The organism is Proteus sp. fly-1089 (assembly GCF_040138965.1).
Classification (GTDB): domain Bacteria; phylum Pseudomonadota; class Gammaproteobacteria; order Enterobacterales; family Enterobacteriaceae; genus Proteus; species Proteus vulgaris_B.
Window position 1 is genome coordinate 229,162 of the sequence record NZ_JBEETS010000005.1, and the last position, 16,232, is coordinate 245,393.

General features: G+C 39.5%; 14 protein-coding genes and 4 tRNA genes. 1 reads left to right on the top strand and 17 read right to left on the bottom strand.

What is annotated here, in order from left to right:
• The first annotated feature begins 2 nt into the window (after positions 1–2).
• Positions 3–1,223, top strand: coding sequence for a protoheme IX biogenesis protein HemY (hemY, locus tag ABN080_RS13050; RefSeq protein ID WP_196554229.1), 1,221 nt, complete (start codon positions 3–5; stop codon positions 1,221–1,223).
• An 85-nt stretch (positions 1,224–1,308) separates the two neighbouring features.
• On the opposite strand, the gene ABN080_RS13055 is transcribed toward hemY, so the two are convergent.
• The 17 genes from ABN080_RS13055 to wecA form a co-directional block, all read right to left on the bottom strand.
• On the bottom strand, positions 1,309–1,626 hold the full coding sequence (locus ABN080_RS13055) for a hypothetical protein (RefSeq protein WP_196554228.1): 318 nt from the start codon (positions 1,624–1,626) through the stop codon (positions 1,309–1,311).
• A 1,008-nt stretch (positions 1,627–2,634) separates the two neighbouring features.
• Positions 2,635–2,711, bottom strand: a tRNA-Pro gene (locus ABN080_RS13060).
• A 28-nt stretch (positions 2,712–2,739) separates the two neighbouring features.
• Positions 2,740–2,826 (bottom strand) — tRNA-Leu (locus tag ABN080_RS13065).
• Between the two features lie 22 nt (positions 2,827–2,848).
• Positions 2,849–2,924: transfer RNA gene (locus ABN080_RS13070), tRNA-His, on the bottom strand.
• A 64-nt stretch (positions 2,925–2,988) separates the two neighbouring features.
• Positions 2,989–3,065: transfer RNA gene (locus ABN080_RS13075), tRNA-Arg, on the bottom strand.
• Between the two features lie 217 nt (positions 3,066–3,282).
• Positions 3,283–4,020 carry a lipopolysaccharide N-acetylmannosaminouronosyltransferase gene (gene wecG / locus ABN080_RS13080; RefSeq protein WP_196554227.1) on the bottom strand — a complete coding sequence of 246 codons (738 nt, stop codon included), beginning with the start codon at positions 4,018–4,020 and terminating at the stop codon, positions 3,283–3,285.
• The gene (wzyE, locus tag ABN080_RS13085) at positions 4,020–5,384 is read right to left on the bottom strand and encodes an ECA oligosaccharide polymerase (RefSeq protein WP_349441223.1); all 1,365 of its coding nucleotides are present in this window, start codon (positions 5,382–5,384) and stop codon (positions 4,020–4,022) included. Before wzyE ends, wecG begins: the two co-directional genes overlap by 1 nt.
• Positions 5,381–6,466 carry a TDP-N-acetylfucosamine:lipid II N-acetylfucosaminyltransferase gene (locus tag ABN080_RS13090; RefSeq protein ID WP_196554226.1) on the bottom strand — a complete coding sequence of 362 codons (1,086 nt, stop codon included), beginning with the start codon at positions 6,464–6,466 and terminating at the stop codon, positions 5,381–5,383. Before ABN080_RS13090 ends, wzyE begins: the two co-directional genes overlap by 4 nt.
• A complete protein-coding gene (gene wzxE / locus ABN080_RS13095; protein ID WP_072070850.1) occupies positions 6,463–7,719 on the bottom strand; it encodes a lipid III flippase WzxE in 1,257 nt (418 codons plus the stop codon). The genes ABN080_RS13090 and wzxE overlap by 4 nt, the downstream gene beginning before the upstream one ends.
• Before the next feature lie 2 nt (positions 7,720–7,721).
• Entirely contained in the window at positions 7,722–8,852 is a 1,131-nt protein-coding gene (gene rffA, locus ABN080_RS13100; protein WP_196554225.1) for a dTDP-4-amino-4,6-dideoxygalactose transaminase, read from the bottom strand.
• 1 nt (position 8,853) lies between these two features.
• The gene (gene rffC / locus ABN080_RS13105; RefSeq protein WP_196554224.1) at positions 8,854–9,567 is read right to left on the bottom strand and encodes a dTDP-4-amino-4,6-dideoxy-D-galactose acyltransferase; all 714 of its coding nucleotides are present in this window, start codon (positions 9,565–9,567) and stop codon (positions 8,854–8,856) included.
• Entirely contained in the window at positions 9,545–10,426 is an 882-nt protein-coding gene (rfbA, locus tag ABN080_RS13110; RefSeq protein WP_072064612.1) for a glucose-1-phosphate thymidylyltransferase RfbA, read from the bottom strand. Before rfbA ends, rffC begins: the two co-directional genes overlap by 23 nt.
• Positions 10,427–10,445: 19 nt before the next feature.
• Positions 10,446–11,513 (bottom strand): dTDP-glucose 4,6-dehydratase, encoded by a 1,068-nt coding sequence (gene rffG, locus ABN080_RS13115; RefSeq protein WP_196554223.1) that lies wholly within the window; start codon positions 11,511–11,513, stop codon positions 10,446–10,448.
• Positions 11,510–12,772, bottom strand: a complete 1,263-nt coding sequence (gene wecC, locus ABN080_RS13120; RefSeq protein ID WP_109410126.1) for a UDP-N-acetyl-D-mannosamine dehydrogenase — start codon at positions 12,770–12,772, stop codon at positions 11,510–11,512. Before wecC ends, rffG begins: the two co-directional genes overlap by 4 nt.
• Positions 12,769–13,899: a non-hydrolyzing UDP-N-acetylglucosamine 2-epimerase gene (wecB, locus tag ABN080_RS13125; protein ID WP_069369918.1), complete on the bottom strand. Its 1,131-nt coding sequence runs from the start codon at positions 13,897–13,899 to the stop codon at positions 12,769–12,771. Before wecB ends, wecC begins: the two co-directional genes overlap by 4 nt.
• Positions 13,900–14,028: 129 nt before the next feature.
• Positions 14,029–15,087, bottom strand: a complete 1,059-nt coding sequence (gene wzzE / locus ABN080_RS13130; protein ID WP_196554340.1) for an ECA polysaccharide chain length modulation protein — start codon at positions 15,085–15,087, stop codon at positions 14,029–14,031.
• Between the two features lie 24 nt (positions 15,088–15,111).
• A complete protein-coding gene (gene wecA, locus ABN080_RS13135; protein WP_196554222.1) occupies positions 15,112–16,200 on the bottom strand; it encodes a UDP-N-acetylglucosamine--undecaprenyl-phosphate N-acetylglucosaminephosphotransferase in 1,089 nt (362 codons plus the stop codon).
• Positions 16,201–16,232 lie beyond the last annotated feature (32 nt).

Here is a 16,232-nt window from a genome sequence, read left to right on the forward strand (position 1 = left end):
TTATGTTAAAAATACTGCTCCTTTTTGTGGTGCTTATTGCGGGCATCATTTTTGGCCCAATATTGGCAGGACATCAAGGCTACGTGCTTATACAAACAGATAATTGGAATATTGAAACCAGTGTTACCAGCCTCGTCATTATGTTTATTTTACTGCAATTGGCGCTGTTGCTGATTGGTTGGAGTTATCGCCGTTTTATTGGTACAGGTTCAAAAGCCTATAGTTGGTTTTCTTTCCGTAAACGTAATCGTGCTCGTAAACAAACGAGTATGGCGTTAATGAAATTAGCAGAAGGCGACTTTAAAGAAGTTGAAAAACTGATGAGTCGCAATGCAGACTATGCGGAACAACCTGTTGTAAACTATCTATTAGCGGCAGAAGCAGCACAACAACGTGGTGATGAATTCCGAGTTCAGCAGCATCTTGAACGAGCCGCTGAACTTGCCGATACCAATCAACTTCCAGTTGATATTACTCGAGTGCGTATTTTATTAGCACAAAATGAAAATCATGCAGCGCGTACTGGAATTGATGAATTATTAAATCAGGCCCCTCGCCATCCGGAGGTTTTACGTTTAGCTGAAACGGCTTATACACGAACCGCAGCTTGGCAAGCATTACTTGATATCATTCCATCTATGCAAAAAATTGCATTACATACGGATGATGAATTAGAACAATTACGCCAAAAAGCCTACATTGGTATTATGGGACAAAAAATGTCCGAAAGTGGCTGTGATGGGTTAAAAAATTGGTGGAAAGCACAACCACGTAAAGTACACCATGATAATGCATTACGTGTTGTTTTAGCTGAACATCTTATTGAGTGCAACGATCCTGTTACTGCCCAAACGATCATTTTAGAGGGGATCAAACGTCAGTATGATGAACGCTTGATCTTACTGTTGCCACGTTTAAAAAATACAGATGCTAATGTGATTTTAAAAGTGCTAAATTCACTTATTAAGCAACATGGTCCTACACCATTACTCAACAGTACATTAGGGCAAATTGCCATGCAACAAGGGCAATGGGTGCAAGCAGAATCGGCATTTCGTAATGCGTTAAAACAGCGTCCTGACGTTCATGACTTTGCGTGGCTTGCTGATGCCTTGGATAAACAGAAAAAATCTGAGGAGTCGGCCAAAGTTCGTAAGGATGCTTTATTAATGACGCTTAAAAAAGATTCTGTCATTTTTGAAGAGCCGAAAAAAAGTAAATAAGCGCATTCGATAAGAATGTGATCATAAATCGTTTAATCACCTGATCTAAAAACCCTCTTTATTATTGAGGGTTTTTTTATGTGATTTAAAAGCCATATTGAAATAACAACACCACTTCTACACATAAAGTCAAAAAGAGATATATCCAAGCAATACGGTAAAAACGACCGGGAATTCCTTTCACGTTTTCTTGATTAAATGACAAGTAATATTTTCTTGCTTGGTAAAACACCACGATATAAATCAGCGCAATCCCCTGACAAAGAAAAGCCACATACTTAGCCCATGATTTGCCACCAATAATCAGCATAATCAACGGGATCAAAAAGAATAACAATGGGCCAAACTTCTCTATGAGAAAGAGTCTTTCCTGTGCAAGGTATGCTTTTTGTTTATTTATCATGATGCTACTATCTCCCGTCTATCCTTGTGCTGGATGATAACGTGATAAGGCGATGAACACAAAACGGATAGGCTATATGACGTAAAAAAAAGCACATAGAAAAAACGCCTGTATAAAACTATACAGGCGCATAAATATACAATCAGGTCTACAGACGGATGGTGCCTCACTCAACGTTTCGTCCTGTTGATGATGAATGATGTTCATCGTTAACGTGGACGTAGGCACCGAATAATCGGCTCTGCATCATTCCTAGGTTTATGAAGTCAATGCTGTCATAAGGAGTGGAATGAGCATCTACGATATAAATAATGCATTTAGCGTGCCAATTTTTATTTTTTTGATAATAAAAATCTCCCGCCTCAAAAATATAAGATAACTTATTGAATTTTAGTTTTCCTTTTCTGTTTCACTCATTTTTTATGATAAAAAGTACATCACCTATGCTTTCATACTGCTATTGCTAAATAGAAAAGAAAATATAAGGCCTAACATACGTCTCTTTTTCACGACAATAAAAACACACAACTTATTTAATAACATTAAATCAATGAGTTAAATGTCGCCCATTAGCGACATTAAAAATGCCAAGTGTTGGCATTTACCGACACAAAAAATAAAATCGTTATATTTCATATAATTAAATCACGTTTTTTTACTAATTCATCTATTCGTTTTATGAAGAGTAAAATAAGGCAATAATTTAAATTATTAATAAAGCTTAAGTGATAAGACCAGATATCACTTATAAAGAGTGACGTTATTGTTCCTATTTGAGATCAATTAAGAATAAGCACCAGAAAAAGATAGCTAAAGCTAGAATTGGATATGGATATGGATATGGATATGGATATGGATATGGATATGGATATGGATATGGATATGGATATGGATATGAATATGGATATGAATATGGATATGAAAAAATAAATATACTGAGTTTAAATATGAAATTATAAATTACAGATACGAAAAAGCCCCGATTTTTTTATCGGGGCTTTTTCTTATTGGTCGGCGAGAGAGGATTCGAACCTCCGACCCACTGGTCCCAAACCAGTTGCGCTACCAGGCTGCGCTACTCGCCGTCTGAATCACTGCCCTTATCTTGTTTATTGGTGCGAAGGGGGGGACTTGAACCCCCACGTCCGTTAGAACACTAACACCTGAAGCTAGCGCGTCTACCAATTCCGCCACCCTCGCATAAACAATAACTAAGATAAGATGGGGTGGCTAATGGGACTCGAACCCACGACAACTGGAATCACAATCCAGGGCTCTACCAACTGAGCTATAGCCACCATAACAGCTATCTTATTACTTCTTACAACAACGCTCTTCACCGTAACTCTTAGCACGCTTTAATGGCGCGCCCGACAGGATTCGAACCTGAGACCTCTGCCTCCGGAGGGCAGCGCTCTATCCAGCTGAGCTACGGGCGCTTCACGCCGTTGCGGGAGAGGATAGTACGGATTTACGCACTGTCTGTCTAGTGCTTTTTGAAAAAAAAAGTTTGTTTGACGATAGTTTGTGCATTTCGTCGATAAATGGAGCGTTTTTACACGCTAAGCGCCCCACTAGTATAATAATTAAACAATAAAGATGCTAGATGAAAGTGTGAATAAATCATTTAGCTAACAAATAAACATCCAATGACCATCACAATTTATTGGAATAGTAGTATCCAACAAATTTTAACAACTTAAATTGGCGCTTAATTCGGCTTGGCTGTGATAACAAACGATATAACCATTCTAAGCCAAGGTTCTGCCATGCTTTCGGTGCTCTCTTAACATGACCTGTGAATACGTCATAAGTCCCCCCCACGCCCATATATAATGCATCAGGGTAAACTTCACGGCATGCACGAATAAATAGCTCTTGCTTAGGTGAACCCATAGCAATAGTCACTATCTTCGCACCAGAGGCCTTTATACGCTCAAATAACGCATCTCTATCTTGAGGTGTGAAGTAACCATTTTGGCTCCCCACAATATTCACATTCCATTGTGATTTTAGTTTCTCTTCGGTTTGAGCCAGAATTTCTGGTTTGCCACCAACAAGAAAGACTGGCGTTCCTTCTTTACCTGCTCTTTCCATTAATGCTTCCCATAAATCTGCACCCGCAATACGAGAAACATTGGCATCTGGATACTTACGGCGAATACCACGCACAACACTAATACCATCTGCATAAAGATAATCGGCTTCGTTAAGCAATTCATTCAAGGCAGTATCGGTTTCTGCGGTTAGGATTTTTTCTGCATTTATCGCAATCAGAGATCCACTTTTTATTTGTGTTCCTTCATAAAGATAATCCAGAAAATGAGCCATATCTCGAAATCCCCAGATATTATGTCCACGGATTGAATACTTCGGAATTGAATTGGATCCCATTACTTTTCCTTTTTCTCTAAACGAGGTTCACCTTGTATTTGACGAGTCACGTAATTACGCACTAATCCCGCGCTTTCAAATAACCAATAAAGCAGTTTTGCAACAACTAAACATAAACCAAAAACCAGACAGAAAAACACAACACGAGAGACAAATGAATCAACCCCTTCTCGCGCTAAAACAATCATATTAAAAATCGCCCCAAAGCAGAATGCTTGTAAAATAGCGGATTTATAAGAATTGTTTTCATTAAGTCCTTGCTGATACAACCAATCAAACCATTTAATAATTAATCCCACCACGATTGCGCCTAATGGGATAAACACAACGCCCCCCATCACCACTAAAGAACCAATTAAGGTTGGTGAAATCGCAAGGCCTGCATGGTAATCAAGAACTTCCCATGTAAAGTAGTTTGCTGAATTGAGTACCACATCAGGGCGTTCAGGCCACACCCAAGAGGGAATAAAAACATAAAAATCACGAATAATTGGAGCAAGCCCTTGAAACTCAATCTTGTCATAATTATCAAGTAATAATGCTAAATTTTCCCAAGGGGAAAACGTATCACGAGTTAGGTACAAGAAAGTATAGAAAGCCTCAGCCCCACTAACATCAAGCCCATAGCGTTTTAATGCCAGCCAGAACATCCCGACAATACTCATCACACCCGCAGCAACCAGCATCCACAACGTTATCCAACCACGAACAATGCCGATAAATAAAAACAGAGCAAAAGCGATAATGATATTCGCGCGAGTTCCACCCACAATGATATAAGTTAAAATTCCGAAACCAACCGTTGCACACAGGAAGAAAATCCAGCGCTGCTGTGTCGGTTTTAAGAAATAAACCACCAGCATGGCGGGAATAAAAAAGTAGAAAAAGCGCTTAAGCGCAACACCAGATACTTGGCTTGAAAAAATTTGGCTATATGTTTTGAGCTTAAAGAGTAAAAAACCATTTTGTAGGAAGAAAATCCCTACTGTTACAAATGCAATTAATGCCAATAAGAACCAAGTAAGATTGGTTTCTACTCTATTCATCGTAAATAACGACCTAGAAGGGCCGCTAACGGGCTTTCTCAACCTAACCTTATAAGTTACATAATAAATAGCATAGAAGCTGGTAGAAGCTAATAATGCGTATAATAATGAATCAACAGGAACAACAGCCACATCAAATTGGAACACCAACATACAGGTCAGTGGAAAGCCAAAATAGAATGTCAGCAAATAGAGCATTGAGAAAAAAACATTAAAATTAAAACGAACTCGACGAAACTCTTGATAAGCCAGTAATAAAATAAAACTTAAGGAGATAAAATAAACGAGTGTCAAGCCACCCAGTTCCGCCAATGTCATTGGGGTTCTCCTGTACTTATCTCAATCAACTGTTTCCAACCATCAGTAAAATTAGGCGCAAAGAAAGTAATATTTTGGCGATCAAGTATAAGTAATTGACGTTGAGCTTCTTCAATCAGAGCAGCATCTAATTTATCACCTGAGAAAAAGACTGGAACATTCTGTTCTGTTAAATCTTGCCAAAATGGATTTTGACGGCTAATAACAAAAGGGATCGCAAATTGGATAAGTAGACAAAGCGTACCAATGCCTTGCTGGCGATGAAAAATAAAATAGCCTAAATCACATGTCTTTAATAAGGCTAAATAATCATCAAATGCCAGTTTATCACGTAAAATTTCAACCTGATTATCAGGAAGTAACTGATTAACAGCTTGAGAGACTTCATCAATATATACGTCATTATTATCAGGATATCCCATGGGGATAATCACTTTTGCACGCGTTCCATATTGTTCTGCTATTGATTGTAATGCTTCAATATGGCGATTTGATCTGTCTCCTGAATTTCCGACAATAATAGTGATTTGTTGTGCATCAATAGATGACTTTTCTGTCACAGTCAGTGCTGGTTCCATTCTTGTTGGGAAATAAAGCAAACTTGCTGGAATATTAACGTTAAACTGCGCGAAGTAGTTAAGATCACCTCGTGTGCCGAACACTCGCCCTACTCGTTTTTGTGCTAACTTGCGAAGAAGATAAAATAGTCTAAATTTGAGCTGCTTAGAATCCTGATACAGATCGGCCCCCCAAATATGCCACCAAAACTGATGCCGCTTAATTTTACCTGTCAGTAATGCCAGCCAAATCGGGGCATTAAATTGGCCTAAAAAAAGAAATCGTTGGTGAGTATCAGCCTTTGCCAATGTAATCACTCTCTGGGCAACCTGTTTTTTATCCGATAAACACTCAATGTCTAAAGCTGGGTAGCTTTCTTGTAGTGAAGTATCTTTACTGGCAACGATAAAACGAGGTTTATACGTTAATCCCGCCTCTGTGACGAGGTGGTCGTTAAAAAACCGTAACATTGTGTTGTTATGATGCACAATGTCTGAACCTAGTACGTAAATCAAAGTTGTCATTTGCGCCTGCAATAAATCACGAAAACAGAACTACAGAGAAGGAAGTAAATAATATACGTTGCCATATAGGCTTGAGCTGCACCAAGTGCGCCATGTTCAGGAATAAGCCAACGGGAAAATAGTGTTAGTAAAGCAAATTGACTTACTTCTGTAAGGATATAAAAACGTAATGCCGCTTTTGCAATGACCAAATAGCCAAAGACATAAGCGCCTACTTTTAAAACATCACCAACAAGTTGCCATGCAAATAAATCACGCATAGCGACAAATTTGTCTGAAAACAGTAACCAAATCGCAAAATCACGCAATAACCACACCATAAAACTAGCAACGGCAACTGCAGGAAGTACAAACTTCAGTGATTTTACGATCTCTTTGGTAATGTCACTCTTTTGCGTTAATCGAGAGAGTGTTGGCAACAAATAAACAGAAAAAGAGGCTGTAATAAACTGCAAGTAAGCATCTGAAATGCTAGTTACACCTTGCCAAATACCAACATCATCCCAGCTATAGTGCTCAGCAAGTAGATTACGCATCATAATATAAGCGACTGGCAACGTAATCGATGTCAGTATCGCCATAATCGTAAATTTACCAAGATGGCTTGCTATTGCCTTATCCCAACGGGGTTTAAGCTCACTTAACGCAAATCGCTTACGCTTTACTACTAAAAATGTAGCAGGAAATAAAATAAGTGCAGGCACTAATGCAAGTCCAATTAATGCACCGTGATAACCCGCAAACAAATAGCATAAATAATAAGCAATAACACCAATGATACTACCCGTGATAATTGATAATGCATTACCAGCAGCATCACGATACCCCTTTAATATCGCTAGGAAATAATTGCTATACGCTATTCCCATTTGAATAAAAGCAACAGCTCTTACAATATCCTGATATTGATGATAATCATCGCCAAATAACACTTGGCTAATGGGTGCAGAAAAAAGAAGAAATAAAATAGCTAACAGTGTAGAAAACAGCAAAATCATAGATGATGAAGTACCCAACACTTTTTTGCGCTGAATCTCATCATCTTGATATTGTGCGATTAATTTTGTTACACCATTAAAAATACCCGCACCAGACAATACGCCAAGTACGGTAATTAATTGACGAAAGTTACCTGCTAACCCCACGCCAGAAGGACCAAAGGAGACAGCGAGTAATTTGACAACAAGCAGACCAGCCCCGATTTTTATCAGGGTTGATCCCGCTGTCCAAATTGATGCTTTGGCTAATGACATAATTAAGCAAAGAAATCGCGAATATGGCCAATAACGATTTGCTGTTCTTCTTCTGTCATATTGTAAAACATAGGTAAACGCACTAAACGTTCACTTTCTTGTGTAGTGAAAATATCTTCACCATCAAAACGACCAAATTTCATACCTGCTGGGCTGGTATGCAATGACACATAGTGGAAGACAGTTAAAACATCGTGCGCTTTCATATAATCATTAAACGCAGTACGTTGCTCGATATTGTTCAGTTTGATATAGAACATATGCGCATTGTGTTCTAATCCTTCAGGAACGATTGGAAGCGCTAATAAGCCTTTTTCTGCTAATGGTGTCAATGCATCATAATAAATCTGCCAAAACGCTAAGCGACGTTCATTAATTCTTTCAGCTTCTTCAAGCTGTGCCCATAAATATGCAGCTTGTAAATCTGACATTAAGTAACTAGAACCAATATCACGCCAAGTATATTTATCGACTTGTCCACGGAAAAATTGGCTACGATTAGTGCCTTTTTCGCGGATAACTTCTGCACGATTGATTAAGTCAGGATCGTTAATGAGCGTTGCACCACCTTCACCACCTGATGAATAGTTTTTAGTTTCATGGAAGCTATAGCAACCAATATGACCAATAGTGCCCAATGCCTTACCTTTGTAAGTTGACATGACACCTTGTGCTGCATCTTCGATAACAAATAGATTATGTCTTTTCGCAATAGCCATAATCGTGTCCATTTCACACGCAACACCCGCATAATGAACAGGCACGATAGCTCGAGTTTTGTCTGTAATTGCCGCTTCAATTTTTGTTTCATCGATATTCATGGTATCTGGACGAATATCAACAAAAACAATGGTAGCCCCACGTAATACAAACGCATTAGAGGTCGAAACAAAGGTAAAACTCGGCATAATGACTTCATCGCCAGGCTTGATATCTAATAAGATAGCGGCCATTTCAAGCGATGCAGTACAAGATGGCGTTAACAGCGTTTTATGACAATGAAATTGTTCTTCTAACCACTTTTCACATTTTTTTGTGAAATTGCCATCACCACATAGCTTGCCACTTTCCATGGCTTGTTTCATATATTCTAATTCGGTGCCGACAACGGGTGGTTTATTAAACGGAATCATATTATCCCCTGTATAACCAATAAGTGGTGCTCTCTATTAAGCCCCCACTGTGTGTGTATAAACGCGAAGCTGCAATATTGCTGATTTGTGTTGCAACATATAGGGTTGAAATACCTTGCTGTTGACACCAAAACTTCGCGGCCGACATCAGTTGTTTACCAATGCCTTGTCCTGTTCTATTGGGCATTACTGCAAGTAACCCCACTCTTGCTTCACTTTCAGATAGACGACGTAAAGTGACAAAACCACTCATGTTATTTTCAATATCATAAGTCAGTAAGCAAATATCATCGAACGTGCCTAGTACGGCTTTTTTAACCCATAATGCGTAAAAACGACTGCTATCGCCTTCTTGATACCAAGGTGCTCGAAAACGGCTTTGAACAAAAGCCTCTGATGCCGTTTTCATCAGTAAATTAATATCAGCATCATTGGCCTTTCTAAAATATAATTCGGGCGCTTTCTTACAAGCATTTTCTATGCCAATTGGAAGTTTAAAATCAATTTCACCTTCCGCAAATTGAAAACCTAATTGACTGAGTTTATCGATGAGTGAAAGCTCATGAGATGCGACTTTAGCTTGAACCAGAGCAAATGCATCAAGCTGTTTGTCTATTAATGCAGGCGCTTGAGTATCAAACTCAAGACGCCCTGTTTTGAGTGAGAAAAATTCACTTTCCCACTCAAGATAATTAATATTGGCGAGGACGGACATGTAATAAATCCAATAGATAGCGACCATAACCCGTTTTAGACAGTGATTTTGCACTTTCTCTTACTTGGTCATCATTGAGCCATCCATTACGCCAAGCAATCTCTTCAAGACACGCCACTTTAAATCCTTGGCGCTTTTCAACGGTTTGAACAAAAGTACTAGCCTCAATTAAACTGTCGTGAGTGCCGGTATCTAACCATGCAAAACCACGCCCTAACAGTTCAACATTAAGCTCGCCACACTCAAGATACATCTGATTAATAGACGTAATTTCTAGTTCACCACGAATAGAGGGTTTTACTTTTTTAGCAAAATCAACCACACGGTTGTCGTAGAAGTAAAGCCCTGTTACAGCCCAATTAGATTTAGGTTGTTCCGGCTTTTCTTCAATCGACAGCACTTTAAAATCATCATCAAATTCAACAACACCAAATCGTTCAGGATCCATGACTTGATAACCAAAAACTGTCGCTCCCCGTTCACGTTGAGCAACTTGTTTTAGTTTTGGACTAAAGCCTTGACCAAAATAGATATTATCGCCTAGCACTAAACAGCAATGATCATCACCAATAAATTCTTCACCTAAAATAAACGCTTGAGCTAAACCATCTGGCGATGGCTGTATTTTATATTGAAGATGAACACCAAATGCAGAACCATCACCTAATAAACGTTGGAATGAGGTCATGTCATCGGGTGTTGTAATGATCAAAATATCTCGAATACCAGCAAGCATCAGAACTGAAAGCGGATAATAGATCATGGGCTTATCGTAGATAGGCAATAACTGCTTCGATACCCCTTTGGTTATCGGATGTAGTCGTGTACCAGAGCCACCCGCTAGAATAATACCTTTCATCATTTATCCTTTTACTTAATCAGTTTCCAAGCCCTAAACGTTCACCTGCGTAAGAGCCATCAAGTACACGTTTCCACCATGTTTCGTTATTTAAGTACCACAAAACAGTTTTACGAATACCTGATTCAAATGTCTCTTCGGGCTTCCAACCTAATTCAGCTTCAATTTTCGCAGCATCAATGGCATAACGCAGATCATGACCAGGTCTATCTTTTACATATGTAATTAAATCAGCGTATTGAGAAATACCTTCAGGTTTTGCTGGATATAACTCTTCTAATAGCGCACAAATTGTTTTAACAACATCAATATTACGGCGCTCATTATGACCACCAATATTGTAGGTTTTACCCGGTGTTGCTGTTGTTGCGACTAAATAGAGTGCTCGAGCATGATCTTCAACATAGAGCCAATCACGAATTTGCTCACCTTTTCCATAGACAGGTAATGGCTTTCCTGAAATCGCATTTAAAATAATTAAAGGGATCAATTTTTCAGGGAAGTGATAAGGACCGTAGTTATTTGAACAGTTTGTGATCACCGTAGGTAAACCGTAAGTCCGTAACCATGCACGTACTAAATGGTCACTTGATGCTTTAGAAGCAGAATAAGGGCTACTTGGGGCATAAGGTGTGGTTTCAGTAAAGAAATCATCTGTACCTTCTAGATCGCCATACACCTCATCTGTTGATATATGGTGAAAACGAAATGCCGCTTTCTTATCTTCAGAGAGTACTTGCCAATAATGGCGAGCCGCTTCCAGTAATGTGTAAGTACCGACAATATTGGTTTCAATAAATGCCGCAGGGCCATCAATAGAACGGTCAACATGACTTTCAGCCGCTAAATGCATCACAACATCTGGTTGATATTGAGAAAATAAACGGTCAAGCTCTGCTCTATCACAGATATCAACTTGCTCAAACGCATAGCGTTCGCTGTTAGCTACTGTCGCTAATGACTCTAAATTACCGGCATAAGTCAGCTTATCCACCACAACAACGCTGTCATTGGTGTTTTCAATAATATGTCGAACAACAGCAGAGCCGATAAAACCGGCTCCACCTGTAACTAGAATGCGTTTCAACGCCATACTCCTTTAGTATCTACAATCCATTTTTGAGTGACTTTACTACCAGGGATCGCTTTAAATTGCTGATGATCAACGAGCATTAAGACAATATCCGCATCTTTTAATGCTTGCTCAGTTGACACTAACTCCGTGATCCCTTTCAGTTTGGTTGGTAACTCATGAATATTAGGTTCAACAGCCCATGTTGTACCGCTGTGCCAATCTGCCACTTGTTTAGTGATGTTCATGGCTGGGCTTTCACGTAAATCATCAATGTTAGGTTTAAAGGCTAAACCAAAGCAGGCTATTTTAATTTCATTAGCGCGTTTACCCGTTTCAGTCAGACAATCCGCAACCGCCGCTTTCACTTGATCAATAACCCACACAGGTTTGCCATCATTGACTAAACGCGCAGTGTGAATTAAACGAGATTGCTTTGGATTTTGTGACACGATAAACCAAGGATCAACTGCAATACAGTGTCCACCAACACCGGGGCCTGGTTGTAAAATATTGACGCGTGGATGGCGGTTCGCCAAGCTAATTAGCTCCCACACGTTGATATCTTGGTCAGCGCAGATCAGTGATAATTCGTTAGCAAATGCAATATTAACATCACGGAAGCTATTTTCCGTTAGCTTACACATTTCTGCGGTACGCGCATTGGTGATAACACATTCACCCTCAAGGAAAATTTTGTATAGCTCACTCGCACGCTCGGAAGATTTACGGTTCATCCCACCAACAACTCGGTCATTGCGAATAAGCTCAATCATAACCTGACCAGGTAATACACGCTCAGGACAATAAGCAATATCAATATCTGCTTCTTCACCGTCTTGATGAGGGAAGGTTAAATCTGGACGAGCTTCAGCTAACCACTGTGCCATTTGTTCAGTAGAACCAACAGGTGACGTCGATTCTAGGATAATAAGGTCACCTTTTTTCAGTACAGGTGCAATAGAGCGAGCTGCCGATTCAACATAAGCCAAATCAGGTTCATGTTCACCTTTAAAAGGTGTTGGTACCGCAATAAGGAAAGCATCTGCTGGCTGTGGGGTGGTGTAGGCTTTTAAGTGCCCCTCTTCAACGGCTTGTTTAACAACTTTATCAAGATCAGGTTCAACAATGTGAATTTGACCTTTATTAATTGTATCAACTGCATGCTGATTAACATCAACACCGATGACGCTTTTTTTACGAGAGGCAAAAGCTGCCGCTGTAGGTAAACCAATGTAGCCGAGGCCGATAACAGAAATAGTTTCAAAACTCATAATGTCACCTGATTTTTTTTCAATGCTTCAAGAATACGTTGGCAGGCATGTCCATCACCATAAGGGTTTGTCGCCTTACTCATTTGGTGATATGCGTTTTCGTCTGTCAATAAAGAGGTTACTTCGCTAACAATACGTTTGGTATCGGTTCCCACCAAACGAACAGAACCCGCTTCAACCGCTTCTGGACGTTCTGTGGTATCACGCATGACAAGAACAGGTTTACCTAATGAAGGCGCTTCTTCTTGAATGCCACCAGAGTCAGTCAAAATAAGGTAAGCATGGTTCATTAGATAAACAAATGGGAGATAATCTTGTGGTTGTATTAGTTTAATGTTGTCAATGCCGTGAAGAATACGTTGAACAGGCTCACTCACATTTGGGTTTAAGTGAACAGGATAGACAACTTCAACATCAGGATGTGCTAAGGCGATTTCAGCTAATGCTTGGCAAATACGTTCGAAACCACCACCAAAGCTTTCGCGACGATGTCCCGTCACAAGGATCATTTTTTTATCTGGCTGAATAAAAGGATAGTTTACAGCGAGTTCATTTAAGAGTGTTTGATTGCCCATCACTCTATCACTCACCCAAAACAGTGCATCAATAACAGTATTTCCAGTAACAAAAATATTTTTATCTGCAACCGCTTCTCGTACCAGATTTAATTTTGCTGTCTCTGTTGGTGCGAAATGATACATGGCAAGATGCCCTGCAATGGTACGGTTGGCTTCTTCTGGCCATGGTGAATAAAGATTGCCTGTACGCAACCCTGCTTCCACATGGCCAACTGGAATGCGTTGATAAAAAGCGGCTAAACTTGCTGCCATGGTTGTCGTTGTATCACCATGCACCAAAACAACATCAGGTTGGAATGATGCTAATACCGGTTTTAACCCTTCTAAAATACGACAGGTAATATCCGTTAAATCTTGTCCTGGTTTCATAATATTGAGATCGTAATCTGGTTTGATCTCAAAAAGATTTAATACCTGATCAAGCATTTCTCGATGTTGGGCCGTAACACATACCTTCGCTTCAAACGAATCATCATTTGCTAAAGCGTGCACTAAAGGTGCCATTTTTATCGCTTCAGGGCGTGTGCCAAAAACAGTCAACACTTTCACAGTGGCTCTCTTTTTTTCGTTGTTATATCGCTTATTTTTGGGAAAGCAATATGCCCTTATACTCAATACATCAGGTGCCGAAACACCTGATGTCTCGTTATTGTCATCAATGACAAAATTTAATAGTTATTATTTTTTTAATGAGCTACGTCTTACTAATGCAACACCTGCGCCTGCTAATACCCCAATTGCCCCCCAAAGTACCATCATAAAGGCACGGCGAGGACTATCACGTTTTACAGGATCTTCAGGAGTACGTAAGAAACGGTAAGTTTGGAAGTTATCTTGCAATTTTGCTCCCACAGTGAGGGTCGCTAACATTGCTGTATTTTGATCATAATCACCATCAAAATCAGCACCTGTCGCCACTAAAGTTTCTAGTTGCGATTGCAATAGAGGAACACCTAGCAGGAATAATTTAGAGTCAGGCAACTCATCAATCGCAATGGATGTCTGTTTTTGAGAAATACCTTGTTTCTCAGCAACTTTTATTGATTGCTCTAATAAGTTAATTTGACGTTGGTAAGCCGCTTGAGCCGCCATTTCTTGGCGTTTAACTAACGCTTTCATTGACTGTGTTCTTGTTGCCCATGCAGTTATCACTTCTTCATTAAGATGAGTAGACGCTCTTTTATTAGCGAAAGCGATATACTCATTTAATAATTGGCTCGCCTCTTTTGATGATTCTGCAATGAGTCTTAATTGATCATTAACCAATTTTTTCTCATCAGAAGGCGTAAATTGAATATTATTAATTAACTCATCCAATAACGCTGCATTAGCTTGCTCATCGTTTTCTTTGCGTTGCTTGAAATAATCCGTTTGTAGCCAAAACTCGCGGCGAGTATCAAAAGCAGCAATTTGAGTAACAAACTCTTGATAAGCTTCATCAGGGATACTTAAAGCTGGGGTTTGTGCTGATGGATTAATTTGTGTATCAAGATTACGTAAAAACTGAGATTGCGAATAATAACTGCCTAAGTTATTTATCGTTGGTTTCTCTGTCATTGCAATTGCACTCCATTTAGGTTGCATCAAATATGATGCCCCAAGTGCAATCACAGCAAAAAGCAGAGCGAACCCTATAATCCAGCTTTTTCCTGACCAAAGCGCACAACAAAGACCTCGGATATCGAGTTCGTTATCTGGCTGATTACCCTGTCGGGAAGCGTTATTTTCCGAGTTCATCACGTTAAAAGACCTCTGCTTATATTAATGCTGTTGTGTTGCTCTACGTAAGCGACGCTTATGTCGTTTAATAAAACGAGCGACCCGCCACGCGCGTTTAATGCAATAACCATACATAACAAATGCAAGCAAGAATAATGCCAACATGAACCATTCAGGGACAAATGATAGGTTTTGACCGATAATACCAATCGCGGCTAAAAGTGCAGCAGCCAGCGTTATTAAAATAAAGGCTTGGCGAGAGGTAAAACCCGCACGCATAATCAAATGATGAATATGTTGACGGTCTGGTGAGAAAGGGCTCATCCCTTTACGTAAACGGCGGTACATAATTGCCACCATATCCATAAGAGGAATAGCAATTATCCATAATGCAGTGACTGCTTTTACAGGACGAGGCTGAGTCTGTGTTGATGCAACTAATAGCCAAATGATAGTAAACCCGATCAGGGTACTACCAGCATCCCCCATAAAGACTTTGAATTTTTTACCGCAGACCCCTAGGTTCAAAAGGATATAAGGCAAAATTGCAGCAATAAATGAGAAACACCAGAATGCGAGCGCAGAATTACCACTTTGATATAACAAAATACCTAACGCGCCAAAAGAAACACAAGAAAGACCACCTAATAACCCATCAATACCATCAACCATATTGAAAGCATTAATTGCAGCCCAAACGGCAAAAAGTGTCACAATGTAACCAAAAGGCCCTAAATGCATTTCCCAAGGACCAAAAGCATGACCAAGTGTGTCCAGTTTTAATCCTGCCCCCACCATCATCACGATCCCAACAAATGCTTGGATAGTTGCTCTTATTTTGACACTAATATCAAAGCGATCATCTAACGCACCGATAAAAACAAGAAGTCCCGCACATGCCAGATATAATTCCTTATGAGGAATGTAGATATCTGAAATATAAAATGCGAAAACAATACCAAAATAGACTGAAATCCCGCCCACAAGAGGGATCAATCCATGATGTTTTTTACGATAATTTGGTTTATCCACGAGTCCTATTTTTTTTGCAATTTTACGAGCAAAGAATAAAAATGCGAAAGAAAATAAGAACACATAAAAAACGCTTGTGCTCATTTTTAGTATATCCACAGTACTGTTCTCTATAATAAATATAGCTGGTT